Annotated in this window: 14 protein-coding genes; 12 read left to right on the top strand and 2 right to left on the bottom strand. The window is 66.7% G+C overall.

Going from position 1 to position 13,717, the window contains the following annotated elements; all coding sequences use genetic code 11:
- Positions 1-206 precede the first annotated feature (206 nt).
- From hisS to ACCQ04_RS09155, 12 genes are all read left to right on the top strand, one after another.
- The gene (gene hisS, locus ACCQ04_RS09100; RefSeq protein WP_226427767.1) at positions 207-1,640 is read left to right on the top strand and encodes a histidine--tRNA ligase; all 1,434 of its coding nucleotides are present in this window, start codon (positions 207-209) and stop codon (positions 1,638-1,640) included.
- Entirely contained in the window at positions 1,637-1,912 is a 276-nt protein-coding gene (locus ACCQ04_RS09105; RefSeq protein WP_052726698.1) for a hypothetical protein, read from the top strand. The genes hisS and ACCQ04_RS09105 overlap by 4 nt, the downstream gene beginning before the upstream one ends.
- Positions 1,913-2,140: 228 nt before the next feature.
- Entirely contained in the window at positions 2,141-2,467 is a 327-nt protein-coding gene (locus tag ACCQ04_RS09110; protein ID WP_039521339.1) for a YerC/YecD family TrpR-related protein, read from the top strand.
- Positions 2,468-2,476: 9 nt separating this feature from the next.
- On the top strand, positions 2,477-3,391 hold the full coding sequence (gene hisG / locus ACCQ04_RS09115) for an ATP phosphoribosyltransferase (RefSeq protein ID WP_024937748.1): 915 nt from the start codon (positions 2,477-2,479) through the stop codon (positions 3,389-3,391).
- On the top strand, positions 3,388-4,683 hold the full coding sequence (gene hisD / locus ACCQ04_RS09120) for a histidinol dehydrogenase (RefSeq protein ID WP_226427768.1): 1,296 nt from the start codon (positions 3,388-3,390) through the stop codon (positions 4,681-4,683). The genes hisG and hisD overlap by 4 nt, the downstream gene beginning before the upstream one ends.
- Positions 4,680-5,771, top strand: coding sequence for a histidinol-phosphate transaminase (gene hisC, locus ACCQ04_RS09125; RefSeq protein WP_226427769.1), 1,092 nt, complete (start codon positions 4,680-4,682; stop codon positions 5,769-5,771). The genes hisD and hisC overlap by 4 nt, the downstream gene beginning before the upstream one ends.
- Positions 5,768-6,895 carry a bifunctional histidinol-phosphatase/imidazoleglycerol-phosphate dehydratase HisB gene (hisB, locus tag ACCQ04_RS09130; RefSeq protein ID WP_102257046.1) on the top strand — a complete coding sequence of 376 codons (1,128 nt, stop codon included), beginning with the start codon at positions 5,768-5,770 and terminating at the stop codon, positions 6,893-6,895. The genes hisC and hisB overlap by 4 nt, the downstream gene beginning before the upstream one ends.
- Positions 6,892-7,494, top strand: a complete 603-nt coding sequence (hisH, locus tag ACCQ04_RS09135; protein ID WP_226427770.1) for an imidazole glycerol phosphate synthase subunit HisH — start codon at positions 6,892-6,894, stop codon at positions 7,492-7,494. The genes hisB and hisH overlap by 4 nt, the downstream gene beginning before the upstream one ends.
- Positions 7,491-8,225, top strand: a complete 735-nt coding sequence (gene hisA / locus ACCQ04_RS09140; protein ID WP_226427771.1) for a 1-(5-phosphoribosyl)-5-[(5-phosphoribosylamino)methylideneamino]imidazole-4-carboxamide isomerase — start codon at positions 7,491-7,493, stop codon at positions 8,223-8,225. Before hisH ends, hisA begins: the two co-directional genes overlap by 4 nt.
- Positions 8,219-8,995, top strand: a complete 777-nt coding sequence (gene hisF / locus ACCQ04_RS09145; protein ID WP_226427772.1) for an imidazole glycerol phosphate synthase subunit HisF — start codon at positions 8,219-8,221, stop codon at positions 8,993-8,995. Before hisA ends, hisF begins: the two co-directional genes overlap by 7 nt.
- The gene (gene hisIE / locus ACCQ04_RS09150) at positions 8,985-9,605 is read left to right on the top strand and encodes a bifunctional phosphoribosyl-AMP cyclohydrolase/phosphoribosyl-ATP diphosphatase HisIE (RefSeq protein ID WP_226427773.1); all 621 of its coding nucleotides are present in this window, start codon (positions 8,985-8,987) and stop codon (positions 9,603-9,605) included. Before hisF ends, hisIE begins: the two co-directional genes overlap by 11 nt.
- 158 nt (positions 9,606-9,763) lie before the next feature.
- A complete protein-coding gene (locus ACCQ04_RS09155) occupies positions 9,764-11,350 on the top strand; it encodes a calcineurin-like phosphoesterase C-terminal domain-containing protein (RefSeq protein ID WP_226427774.1) in 1,587 nt (528 codons plus the stop codon).
- A gap of 275 nt (positions 11,351-11,625) precedes the next feature.
- Here ACCQ04_RS09155 and ACCQ04_RS09160 read toward each other — a convergent pair whose 3' ends face one another.
- Both ACCQ04_RS09160 and mtnC read right to left on the bottom strand, forming a co-directional pair.
- Positions 11,626-12,702, bottom strand: coding sequence for a C13 family peptidase (locus tag ACCQ04_RS09160; protein ID WP_226427775.1), 1,077 nt, complete (start codon positions 12,700-12,702; stop codon positions 11,626-11,628).
- 314 nt (positions 12,703-13,016) lie between these two features.
- Entirely contained in the window at positions 13,017-13,715 is a 699-nt protein-coding gene (gene mtnC, locus ACCQ04_RS09165) for an acireductone synthase (RefSeq protein ID WP_046342443.1), read from the bottom strand.
- Positions 13,716-13,717: the final 2 nt, after the last annotated feature.

Genomic DNA, 13,717 nt, shown 5'->3' on the forward strand with positions numbered 1-13,717 from the left:
GACCGCACACTGTGCGCAGTCGGAACCGCGCGCATCGGTGCGCGTGGCCGCGCCGGGCGCCGGGCAGGTCGTGCTGGGGTCTGGAAGCTGCCGGTACATGAGTCACGCACTGCTGGAATGCGTGTGAATGATACGCCATGCGGTCAGCGCGGCCGGCAGCCGGTAGAATTGCGCGTTCGCCACATTGCCCTGCAGGAGTTTCGCTCGTGATCAAGCCCCGTACGCCGCCCGGCATCATGGAATTGCTGCCGCGCGAGCAGATCGCGTTCCAGCGCATGCTGGACGTCATCCGCCGCAACTACGAGCGGTTCGGGTTCCTGCCGGTCGAAACCCCGGTGTTCGAGCTGTCCGATGTGTTGCTGACCAAGTCCGGCGGCGAGACCGAGCGCCAGGTCTACTTCGTGCAGTCCACCGGCGCGCTGGCCAATGCCGCCGCGGCGGCAGACGAGGGCGGCGAGGGCGGCCTGCCGGAGCTGGCACTGCGTTTCGACCTGACCGTGCCGCTGGCCCGCTACGTGGCCGAGCACGAGCACGACTTGAGCTTCCCGTTCCGCCGCTACCAGATGCAGCGCGTGTATCGCGGCGAGCGTGCCCAGCGCGGGCGGTTCCGCGAGTTCTACCAGTGCGACATCGACGTGATCGGCAAGGATGCGTTGAGCATCCGCTACGACGCCGAAGTGCTGGCGGTGATCCACGCGGTGTTCGCCGAGCTGGGCATCGGCGCGTTCAAGGTGCAGTTGAACAACCGCAAGCTGCTGCGCGGCTTCTTCGAAAGCCTGGGCGTGGCCGAGGGCGAGCTGCAGCTGGCGGTGTTGCGCGAGGTCGACAAGATCGACAAGCGCGGCGCCGACTACGTGCGCGACACGCTGGTGGGCGAAGGCTTCGGCATCGCCGCCGCGCAGGTCGACAAGATCCTGGCCTTCGTGGCGGTGCGCTCGAACGGGCATGCCGATGCGCTGGCACAGCTGCACGCGCTGGAGGCCTCGGTCGCTGCGAGCGCGACGCTAGGCGAGGGCATCGCCGAGCTGCGCGAGGTGCTGGAACTGGTCAAGGCGCTGGGCGTGCCCGAGAGCGCGTACTGCCTGAACTTCTCGATCGCGCGCGGGCTGGACTACTACACCGGCACGGTCTACGAGACCACGCTGACCGACCACCCGCAGATCGGCTCGATCTGCTCCGGCGGCCGTTACGAAAGCCTGGCCAGCCACTACACCAAGTCCAAGTTGCCCGGCGTTGGCATCTCGATCGGCCTGACCCGGCTGTTCTGGCAGCTGCGCGAGGCCGGCCTGATCCAGGGCATCGCCGAGAGCAGCGTGCACGCGATGGTGGCGCTGATGGACGAGTCGCGCCTGGACGATGCGCTGGATATCGCGCGCCGGCTGCGCATCGGCGGCATCAATACCGAAGTGCAGATGGAGCCGAAGAAGATCGGCAAGCAGTTCCAGTACGCCGCACGCGCGGGCATCCGCTTCGTGGTGCTGGCCGGCGACGACGAGCTGGCGCGCGGGGTGGTGGCGGTCAAGGACCTGGTGCGCGAGCAGCAGTTCGATGTGGCCCGCGACGAGCTGGCCAGCACCTTGCTGGTGGAGCTGGAGCAGGCCAGGGCGATGCTGGTGGCCGGGGGCGTTCATCTTAAGTGACGCGAGAAATCGTCGAAGTTCAGCTTGAAGGACCGCTCTTCTTTGCGAGGGAGGACGAGGAGCGTTTCTTCAATTGGCTTTATGACTTGCCTGCTTTTCGTGATGTTGAGGGCAGTGGGCGTGTCCTGCATCTTCGCCTGACTGCCCCGGTAGATGTTGATACGGTTGAGCAGTTGCTGGTCATTTGCCATCGCTGGAAGATCGACAACGCCCCGCTCGCACCGCTAAAACTCGGTGCCGTTGCCGATCACATCTTGTGGCGCGCTGATTAAAGAAGTCGTAGGCCCTGCCGCGTAGTTCAGAGCCGATTCTGTACAGCTTGGTCTCGCCCGGCACGGGTACGTCTGGAGCGCGCTTCGTCCGACACCACTAGAAAAATGCCCGGTTCTGCGCTGCATCAGCGCAGGGCCCCTGTCTCGTTTCCTGAACTGTAAGTCTGGAAGGCGGTGACAACCCGGCTGCTTTGCGTTAATGTGCTAACACGCTATTACATTAACGCAATGAAACAACGACCTGCCCCCCGTGAAAGTGCCGATGCCGCCGCCTCCCTCAAGATGCTGGCCGATGCGCTGGCGTGCCTGAAGGAGCCCGGTGCGGTCGAGGCCTTTCTGCGCGACCTGTGCACGCCCGCCGAGCTAGAGGCCATGTCCGACCGCTGGCGAGTGGTGCCCTTGTTGATCAAGGGCGTGCCGTATCGCGAAATCCACGAGCTGACCCAGGTCAGCGTGACCACCATCGGGCGCGTTGCGCGCACCCTGGAACATGGCGCCGGCGGCTATGCCGAGGCCCTGCGCGAGCAATCGTCGCGCCCTGTCGAATCCCACTGAGAGAACAAGATGAGTGCTTCCACGGCAGCACCGGCACGTGACCGGTTGCGTATCGCCATCCAGAAGAGCGGCCGCCTGGCCGAACCGGCGCGCAGCCTGCTGGCGGCCTGCGGGCTGAGCTGGCGGCAGAGCCGCGACAAGCTGTTCTGCTACGGCGAATCGCTGCCGGTGGACCTGCTGCTGGTGCGCGATGACGACATCCCCGGCCTGATCGCCGATGGCGTCTGCGATCTGGGCATCGTCGGCCAGAACGAACTCGAAGAGCAGGCATCCGAGCGACGCCGCAACGGCCTGCCGGCCGCGTATCACGCGGTGCGCGGAGTCGGTTTCGGCCAGTGCCGGTTGATGCTCGCGGTGCCGGAAGAGTGGGACTGGCAGGGCGTGGCGCAACTGGCCGGCAAGCGCATCGCCACCAGCTACCCGTCAATCCTGGCCGACTGGCTGGAGCGCCAGGGTATCGACGCGGCGGTGGTGGAGCTGTCCGGCTCGGTGGAGATCGCCCCGCGCCTGGGCACCGCCGATTTGATTTGCGATCTGGTTTCCAGCGGCGCCACCCTGGCCGCCAACCAGCTCAAGCCGGTCGAGCTGGTGATGGAGAGCGAAGCAGTGCTGGCCGGTGCGGTGCGAGAGCCGGCCGACGCACGCGCCGCGCTGCTGGCGATGCTGCTGCGGCGCATGGACGGCGTGCTCAAGCTGCGCGACAGCAAGCTGCTGATGTTCCGCGCTGAACACGGCAACGTGGATGCGCTGCGCCGTCTGCTGCCCGATGCAGAGCCGCTGGTGCAGTTGCCCGACGATGGCAATGGCGCGTTGCGCCTGCAGACCATGTGTCATGGCGCGGTGACTTGGCAACGCTTGGAAGAACTCGAACGCGCAGGTGCGCAAGGTCTGATGGTGTTGACGGTGGAGCGCTCGCTGGCATGAATATTCTCGATTGGTCGCAACTGGACGCCGCTGCACGGACGCAGGCATTGACCCGCCCGGTGCAGACCGTGGCTACACAGACGCGCGACGCGGTGGCTGCATTGATTGCCGATGTGCGTGCACGCGGCGATACCGCCTTGCGCGAGATCACCGCGCGTTTCGATGGCGTGGCGCTGGACAGCTTTGCCGTGAGCGAGGCCGAATTTGCCGCCGCCGAAGCGGCCGTGGCGCCGGAACTGCGTCAGGCCATGCAGGATGCGGTGGCGCGCATCGACACCTTCCACCGCGCCGGCATGAGCGACGGCTATGCGGTGGAAACCGCGCCGGGCGTGGTGTGCGAAAAGATCGTGCGGCCGATCGGCCGGGTCGGCTTGTACGTGCCGGCCGGCAGTGCGCCGTTGCCGTCGACTGCGTTGATGCTGGGCGTGCCGGCACGTCTGGCCGGATGCCGCGAGGTGGTGTTGTGCACGCCGCCGCGCAAGGACGGCAGCGTGGATCCGGCAGTGCTGGTCGCCGCGCAGCTGACCGGCGTGCGCCGGGTGTTCAAGCTCGGCGGTGCGCAGGCGATTGCGGCAATGGCGTATGGCAGCGAATCGGTTCCGAGTTGCGACAAGCTGTTCGGCCCGGGCAACAGCTTCGTCACCGAGGCCAAGCAGCAGGTGGCGCAGTCCGGCGCGGCGGCGATCGACATGCCGGCCGGTCCGTCCGAAGTGCTGGTGATCGCCGATGCCGGTGCGCAGCCGGCCTTCGTTGCCGCCGATCTGCTGTCGCAGGCCGAACACGGCCCGGACTCGCAGGTGCTGCTGCTGTCCGACAGCGATGCGCTGATCGCGGCGGTGCAGGTGGAGCTCGATGCCCAATTGGCGCAACTATCGCGCGCCGGGATCGCACGCCAGGCGCTGGCGCAATCGCGCCTGATCAAGGTGCAGACCCTGGACGAGGCGTTTGCGATCAGCAACCGCTACGCACCTGAGCATTTGATTCTTGCGCTGCGCGAGCCGCGTGCGTGGCTGAGCCAGGTCGAAGCGGCCGGCTCGGTATTCCTCGGCGATTACACGCCCGAAGCGTTGGGCGATTACTGCAGCGGCACCAACCATGTGTTGCCGACCAGCGGCGCGGCGCGCGCCTACAGCGGCGTGAGCGTGGCCAGCTTCCAGAACATGGTCAGCGTGCAGGCCGCCAGCAAGGCCGGCATCGACGGCATCGGCGCATGCGCGCTGATTCTGGCGCGCGCCGAAGGCCTGGATGCGCACGCCAATGCAGTGGCATTGCGCATGGGAGTGGCAGCATGAGCACGTCATCGATTCTGGATCTGGTGCGCGAGGACCTCCGTGCGTTCGCCGGCTATTCGTCGGCACGCACCAGCGCCGTGCAGGGCGATGTGTGGCTCAACGCCAACGAGTCGGCCTGGGGCAATCCGGCCGACCCCGGCGCAAGCACGCGGCGCTACCCGGATCCGCAGCCAAAGGGCTTGCGCAGCGCACTGTCGGCGCTGTACGGCTGCACGCCCGAGCAGCTGTTGATCGGCCGCGGCAGCGACGAGGCGATCGATCTGCTGGTGCGCGGCCTGTGCGCCCCCGGGCGCGATGCGGTGGTGGTGACGCCGCCGGTGTTCGGCATGTACGCGGTGTGCGCACGCCTGCAGAACGCACCCCTGGTCGAGGTGCCGCTGGTGGACGGGCCTGCGGGTTTCCATGCGGATATTCCGGCGATCGTCGCGGCAGCGCTGGCCTCGCAGGCCAAGCTGGTGTTCCTGTGTTCGCCGTCCAACCCGGCGGGCTCGGCGATCGCCCTGGACGCGATCGAAACCGCCGTGCAGGCCCTGCAGGGCAAGGCGCTGGTGGTGGTCGACGAGGCCTACGGCGAATTCTCCGATGTGCCATCGGCTGTGAGCCTGCTTGCGCGCTACGACAATCTGGCGGTGTTGCGCACGCTGTCCAAGGCGCATGCGCTGGCAGCGGCGCGCATCGGCAGCCTGATCGCCAACGCCGAGCTGATCGCCCTGCTGCGGCGCTGCCAGGCGCCGTACCCGGTGCCGACGCCGTGCGCGGCAATGGCCGAGCAGGCCTTGTCGGCGCCTGCGCTGGAGGTCACGCGTCGGCGCATCGCCGAGGTGCGCAGCGAGCGCACGCGCGTGCACCAGGCGCTCGAGCAGCTTGCCGGTGTGCGTCAGGTGTATCCCTCGCAGGGCAACTTCTTGCTGGTGCGCTTCGACGATGCCGAAGCGGCATTCCAGGCGCTGCTGGAGGCCGGTGTGGTGGTACGCGACCAACGCGCGGTTGCGCAGCTGTCCGACGCGCTGCGCATCACCCTGGGCACGCCCGAACAGAACGAGCGCGTGCTGAGCGCGCTGCAACGCAAGCAGGAGGCCGCCGCATGACCCCGATTCTTTTCGTCGACCGCGACGGCACACTGATCACCGAGCCGGCCGATTACCAGATCGACGCCTACGAAAAACTGCGCCTGGTCGACAACGTGATTCCGGCGATGCTCAAGTTGCGCGATGCCGGCTATCAGTTCGTCATCGTCAGCAACCAGGACGGGCTGGGCAGCGACAGCTATCCGCGCGCGTCCTTCGATGGCCCCAACAACCTGATGCTGCAGATCTTCGCCAGCCAGGGCATCGTGTTCCGCGAGGTGTTGATCGACTGCAGCTGGCCGGCCGACAACGCGCCCACACGCAAACCCGGCGTCGGCCTGATGGTGCCTTACCTGCAGGATCGCACGATCGACTGGGCACGCTCGGCAATGGTGGGCGACCGCATCACCGACATCCAGTTCGCGCAGAACCTCAATATCCGTGGCTTCCAGTTGCGCACCGACGAGTTCGGTGGCGAGTGGGACTGGCCCGGCATCGCGCACGAGCTGGCCGATGCGCCAAGGCGTGCGGTGGTTCAACGCAACACCAAGGAAACCAAGATCCGCGTCGAACTGGATCTGGACCGTGTGGCCGAGCCGAAGACCGCCACCGGCCTGCCGTTCTTCGATCACATGCTGGAACAGATCGGCAAGCACGGCGGTTTTGCGCTGGACATCCGCGCCGAAGGTGACCTGCACATCGACGAGCACCACACCATCGAAGACACCGGTCTGGCGCTGGGCCAAGCCTTGCGCGAAGCGCTGGGCGACAAGCGCGGCATCGGCCGTTACGGCTTCGATCCCGACGACAGCCCGTGGCGCGTGGCCGGTGACACCGCGCAGCATGGCTTCACGCTGCCGATGGACGAAACCATCGCCAGTGCCGCGCTGGATTTCAGTGGCCGGCCGTACTTCGTGTTCGACGGCGAGTTCAAACGCGAGCGCGTGGGCGACATGCCGACCGAACTGGTGCCGCATTTCTTCCGGTCGATCTGCGACGCCTCGGGTTTGAACCTGCACCTGAGCGTGCGCGGTGAGAACGATCACCACAAGGTCGAAGCCTGCTTCAAGGCCCTGGCACGTGCGTTGCGCCAGGCTATCCGTCGCGAAGGCACCGCGTTGCCCACCACCAAGGGTGCGCTATGACCGATGTCGCGTTGATCGATGCCGGCGGCGCCAACCTGGGCTCGGTGCGCTACGCGTTGGAGCGGCTGGGCGTGGAAGCGCGGCTGGTACGCGATGCAGCCGGGTTGCAGGGCGCGCAGCGGGTGATCCTGCCTGGCGTCGGCGCTGCGCCCGAAGCGATGTCGCGCCTGCGCGCACAGGGCCTGGTTGAGCCGTTGCGACAACTGCAGGTGCCGCTGATCGGCATCTGCTTAGGGATGCAGTTGCTGTTCGAATATTCCGAAGAAGGCGATGTCGATTGCCTAGGCTTGCTGCCGGGCATCGTGCGTCACATGACGCCGGCGCTCGGCATTCGCGTACCGCATATGGGTTGGAATCAGCTGGTGCCGATGCGCGCGTCCGCGCTGCTGGACGGCCTGCCGGAGCGTGCCAGTGCGTATTTCGTGCATGGTTATGCCGCGCCGGTGACGGCCGACACCGTGGCCGCCTGCGATCACGGCGGTCTGTTCACGGCGGTGGTGCAGCAAGGCCTGCGCTGCGGCGCGCAGTTCCACCCCGAGCGTTCGGCCGAAACCGGTGCACGCATCCTGCGCAATTTTCTTGAGATGAGCTTCCCATGAGTTTCACCGTTTACCCGGCCCTGGATATCCGCAACGGCCGCGTGGTGCGCCTGCTGCAAGGCGACTACGCACGCGAGACGCAGTACGGCGACGATGTGCTGCCGCGCGCGCAGGCGTTTGCCGATGCCGGCGCGCAGTGGATGCATCTGGTCGATCTGGATGCGGCAAAGGCCGGTGGTTACACCCTGGCCAGCACACTGGGCGAGATCGCACGTGCCACCGGCTTGCGGGTGCAGACCGGTGGTGGCGTGCGCTCACGCGAGGACGTGGCGCGCATCCTCGATGCCGGCGCCGCACGCGTGGTGATCGGCTCGTTGGCGGTGCGCCAGGCCGACAGCGTTATCGAATGGCTGCAGGAATTTGGCGCCGATCGGTTGACCATCGCGCTGGACACGCGCCAGGACGCCGACGGCATATGGCAGTTGCCGGTGCACGGCTGGACCGAGCCCGCCGAGGCCACGCTGGATCAGTTGGCCGTACGTTACGCGCAGGCCGGCCTGCAGCATCTGCTTTGCACCGACATCGCGCGCGACGGCATGCTGTCCGGCCCGAACATGGATTTGTACGCGCACCTGCGCACGCTGGCGCCGCAGTTGCAGGTGCAGGTGTCCGGTGGTGCGCGCAACCTGGCCGATGTCGCGGCCGCCAAGGCTGCCGGCTGCGCCGGCATCGTGCTCGGCAAGGCCTTGCTGGAAGGGCATCTGGCGTTGAAGGAGGCACTGGCATGCTGAGCCGCCGTATCATTCCGTGCCTGGACGTGCGCGACGGGCGCGTGGTCAAGGGCGTCAAGTTCCGCGACCACATCGACATGGGCGACATCGTCGAACTGGCGCTGCGCTACCGCGAGCAGGGCGCAGACGAACTGGTGTTCTACGACATCGGTGCCAGCCCGGAAGGGCGCTCGGTCGACTACACCTGGGTCGAGCGGGTGGCGCGGCTGATCGATATCCCGTTCTGCGTGGCCGGCGGCATCGGTAATGTGGAAACCGCGCGCGCGGTGCTGCATGCCGGTGCCGACAAGATTTCGATCAACTCGCCGGCGCTTGGCAGGCCGCAGTTGATCTCCGAGCTGGCCGATGCCTTCGGCGTGCAATGCGTGGTGGTCGGTGTCGACTCGATTCGTGAGGACGATGGGCAGTGGAGGGTGCGTCGCTATACCGGCGACCCGAGCAAGACCCAGGCCTTGCCGATGCGCACGCTGGACTGGGTGGCCGAAGCGCAGCGCCTGGGTGCGGGCGAGATCGTGCTCAACTGCATGGACAACGACGGCGTGCGGCGTGGTTACGACATTGCACAACTGCGTCAGGTGCGCGCGCTCTGCCACGTGCCGTTGATCGCCTCCGGCGGTGCTGGCGAGATGCAGCATTTTGCCGACGTGTTCGACCAGGCCGATGTCGATGGCGCGCTGGCGGCAAGCGTGTTTCACAGCGGCGCGATTCCGATCCCGGCACTCAAGCAATTCCTGCGCGCGCAACAGATCGAGGTACGTGATGGGCAGTAACGAGATGACAGCGAGCGACGCGCTCGCCGCGCTGGACTGGAGCAAGGGCGAGGGCCTGTTGCCGGTAGTCGTACAGGACGCCGACAACCTGCGCGTGTTGATGCTGGGCTACATGAACGCCGAAGCGCTGGCGGTGACGCAGCAGCGTGGCGAAGTGACCTTCTTCAGCCGCAGCAAGCAGCGCCTGTGGACCAAGGGCGAGAGCTCGGGCAACGTGTTGCGGGTGGTGTCGATCGAGACCGATTGCGACGCCGACACGCTGTTGGTGCAGGCGCGCCCGCACGGGCCGACCTGCCATCTGGGCCGCACCAGCTGCTTTCCGGGCGCGCCCGGCCAGTTCCTCGGCAGCCTGGACGCCTTGATCGCCACGCGCGAGCAGGAGCGCCCGCACGGAAGCTACACCACCAAGCTGTTCGAGCAGGGCATCCGCCGCATCGCGCAGAAGGTGGGCGAGGAAGGCGTGGAAACCGCGCTGGCCGGCGTGGTGCAGGGCGATGCCGAGTTGCTCGGCGAGTCGGCCGACCTGCTGTATCACCTGATCGTGCTGCTGCGTGCGCGCGGCCTGGGCCTGGGCGATGCGGTGGCGCTATTGGAGTCGCGGCACAAGTAACGTAGTCATGTAGGAGCGCACCCGGGCGCGACGGGCGTTATCGGTAAGGCCCGTCGCGCCCGGGTGCGCTCCTACGGGGCACGTGTCGGCGTGTCTTTCGCGCCGTGCGCCTGGCGAGGGCGGGTACAATTTCCGCTGATCTTCGCGCGGGAAAACGCATGCAGCTTCGCTTCGCTCTGTTGGCCCTGGGTGTGCTCGCGGGAAGCGCGTACGCGCGCGATGCCGTGGTCGATGGCACCGTCTACGAAGAACGCGACGGGCGTGCCGGGCGCAGTGCCGATGAGCCGGGCATTGCCGGTGTAGTGGTCTCCAACGGCGAGCAGCTGGTACGTACCGACGCGCAAGGCCGCTATCGCCTGCCGGTGCGCGACGAGCAGACTGTGTTCGTGATCAAACCGGGCGAGCGCAGCTTCGTGCCAGCCGCCGACGGACTGCCGGGTTTCTGGCGTCACTACGCGCCCAAGGGCTCGGCCAAGCGCAAGTATCCAGGCATCGCCGCAACCGGGCGCAATACGCAGCACTGGGATTTTGCGCTGACCCCGCGCGCCAGTGCCGGCAAGGAAGGCTTCCAGATGCTGGTGTTTGCCGACAGCCAGACCGCCAGCCTGACCGACGTGGGCTACTACCAGCGCGATATCGTGGCACCGATCGTCGGCAAGACCTCGGCCAGGCTGGGCACCACGCTGGGCGATATCGTCAGCGACGATCTGAGCCTGTACCCGGCCTTGAACAAGGTCACCACCCAATTGGGGGTGCCGTGGTTCCATGTGCCGGGCAATCACGATCTCAACGTCGACGCGGGCGACGATGCGCATTCGCTCGACAGCTGGCGTGCCGTCTACGGCCCGGACACCTATGCAGTGGAAGAGGCCAACGCCAGCTTCGTGTTCCTGGACGATGTGATCTATACGCCAGGCGGCAAACCGGCCTATGTGGGCGGCCTGCGCGAGGATCAGTTCGCGTTCCTGCAGGCCTATCTGGCGCAGCTGCCGCGCGAGCGGCTGCTGGTGCTGGGCATGCATATTCCGTTGTTCGACGCGGCGCCGGGGCAGGAGACCTTTCGGCATGCCGATCGTCGCCGCCTGTTCGCCTTGTTGAAGGATTTTCCGCATGTGCTGGTGCTCAGCGCACACAGTCATACCCAGCGACAGGTCGATCACGGCGCCGACGAAGGTTGGCAGGGCGCCCGCCCGCTGCACGAATACAACGTCGGCGCGGCCTGCGGGGCGTTCTGGTCCGGTGCCAAGGATGCCGACGGCATTCCCGACGCGACGATGAGCGACGGCACGCCGAACGGGTACGCGGTGCTGCGGGTCGCGCCCGGCGGCGACTACACGCTGGCCTATCACGTCGCGCGTTCGGTCGATGATGCGCAACTGCTGCTGCACGCGCCCAAGGTGCTGCGCCAGGGTGCGTATGCGGCCTGGGGGATCTACGCCAATGTCTTCATGGGCCAGGACGACACCCTCGTCGAGATGCGCATCGACAATGGCGCATGGCAACCGATGAAGCGGGTGGAGCGCGCCGATCCGCGCCTGCTGGCCGAGAACGTGGGCGACGATGCGGCCGAGCAATTGCGCGGCTACGACCGCTCGCCCGAGGCCACGCCGTCCACGCATCTATGGCGTGGTGCGTTGCCGACCACGCTGGAAGTAGGCGAGCACGCGGTGGATGTACGCGCATCGCTGCCGACCGGGCAGTACAGCGCACGCACGGTGTATCGCTTGCAGCGCGCCGATCCCTGAAGAGGAGGCGTGTGTGGGGCGGGGGTTCTGGCGTGGAGCCCGTCGCGCATCAATGCGCTCCTACGGTGTTTGGTTGTTGGTTCGTTCGACGCTTGAACCCTATCGCCGGAAACACAAACGCCTCCACGAGGGAGGCGTTTTGGGATCCGGGCTGGCAGGCGATGGCGCGCTGGCGGGGATCGATGCTGGCTGGCGTGAGCTGGCTGGCCGGGCGAGTGTAGCGAGGCTGCGCCAGCGCTGACGAAATGAGAATTAGTCTCAGCGCGTGGCAATCTTCATGGCGTCTCGGGTGCCGGCACGGGCGACGGTTTGCGCAGGCTGGCCGGTGCGGCCGGCACCTTGACCTTGGTCGGGTCGTCCAGCGACCTGCTATCAGGATCGGATTCCGGATCCTGGTCCTGCCCGGCGTCCGGGGCGGTCTCCAGCGGAGGATACGGGTAGGCTACGGCCGCGCCTGCCTGTAGCCCTGCACGCCAGCGTGCCAGCACCGGCGCGATGCGCTTGCCGAGCGATTGCTGCGGCAACGACGGCAGTTCGCCTTCCTGCTTCTCACGCGCAGTGATCGCCGTCCTGGCCATATCGAACGCGGCCAGCGGGTCGTCGCTGCGGTTCATCGCATCGATCAGCCAGGCCTGGCCGAAGTAGGTTGCATTGGAGGTGTTGCCGCAGCCGAACGAGGGTCGGTCCGCGCGCGCGGCGGTGAGGATCAGCGTGTCCGGCGAACGCAGCGCCGGAATGAAGCCGCCCGAGTAGCACGCCGACAGCACGATGATGCGATTGCCGATGCCGGCATCGTCCAGGGCCTGGCGCAGATCCTGCGGGCTGATGAAGTCTTCCTCGTTCTGGTCCACCTGCACGTACAGCGTGTGGTCTTCGGTGCCATGGGTGGTGACGAACAGCAGCAGCGCGTCTTCCTTGCGATCCATGCGCTTGCCGATTGCGGCGAGCGTGTCGTACAGGTTGTCGTAGGTCGCCAGCGGTGCGTACGGCCGCTCGCCCAGATTGTCGGGGTTGTTGACCAGCGTCACCACGCGGCCGCGCGCATCGAAGCGTTGTTCGAACAGTTGCCTGAGGTAGAGCGTCTCGTTGCGAAACACATCGTCGCTGGCATCGCCGGCGAAGCCGACCACATACAGGTCGGTCACCCCAGGACGCTGTGGCTGCAGCGCGTTCAATGCCTGCGCAAGCGCCGCCTGGTCGACCGGGTCGACCTCATCCTTGCCTGCCGCCGCCTGCTTGGGCAGTGCGGCACCGGCATCGGGATGACAGCCGGCCATCAAGGCCACGATGACGATCAACAAGGAGAGTCGCCGCAGCAAGGCGTTCGGTCCAAAGGGGGAATGCAGCGACATGACAAACGCCGAGGTCTGGGAGGACGGGTGGAGCGCCTGGGCGCAGTGATCGCAACGCAGGCCATGACGTTGCACAACGTCCATCGATCCGCTTCAAGCACACCTTGCAGAACACGTTGCCTGCAGCAGGCCTGCCAAGTCTCGCCACTGCGCATCGGCAAGGTCGGCTGAGCCACGCCTGCAACAGCGCCGCGGGCCTGCCGTCAGGCGGGTGCACACGGCGCGCTTGAACCGCAATGCATCAGGAGCGCATGCAACGCGGAGTAACGACTGCGCTCACCCGAGGATGAGCGCAGCGGGCTTGCCGATCGCGCTTACAGCGCCAGCTCGGTGAAACTTTCCACGCGCTGGTGGCTGCCGATCTCGTCGGCCGAGCGTGGGGTCGGGTAATCCTCGCGACGATCCAGCAACGCGGTACGCATGCCGGCACGCTTGGCGGCGTCCAGCTCTTCGATCACGTCCGACAGGAACAGGATTTCGCCCGGCGGCACGCCGATGCGTTCGGCGATGCGGCGGTAGCTGGCGCTCTCGCGCTTGGGGCCGACTTCGGTATCGAACCAGTCGGTGACCAGCGCGCTCAGGTCGCCGGCATCGCTATGGGCAAAGAACAGCTTCTGCGCCGGCACCGAGCCGGACGAATACACGTACAGCGGAATGCCGGCCGCATGCCAGGCCTGCAGCTGGATCGCCGCATCGGCATAGATGTGCGCGGTGAAGTCGGCGGTCTTGTAGCCGTCGCTCCAGATCATTCCCTGCAGCGCCTTGAGGGCGGTGTGCTTGCGATCCTCGTCGATCCAGGTCTGCAGGGTGCTGACCAGGACTTCGTCCGGCACGTCCTCGCCGATCTCGTCGGCCACCTGGTTGAGCCAGTGCCGCACCTGCGGGTGACCGCCGTGCTCCTGCACGTAAGCCGGCATGGCGCGGCGCGCATACGGAAACAACACGTCCTTGACGAACGAGATGCTGCTGGTGGTGCCTTCGATATCGGTGAGGATCGCTTGCGGTCGTGTCATCG

The organism is Xanthomonas sp. NCPPB 2866, from assembly GCF_041475745.2.
Lineage (GTDB): Bacteria > Pseudomonadota > Gammaproteobacteria > Xanthomonadales > Xanthomonadaceae > Xanthomonas > Xanthomonas arboricola.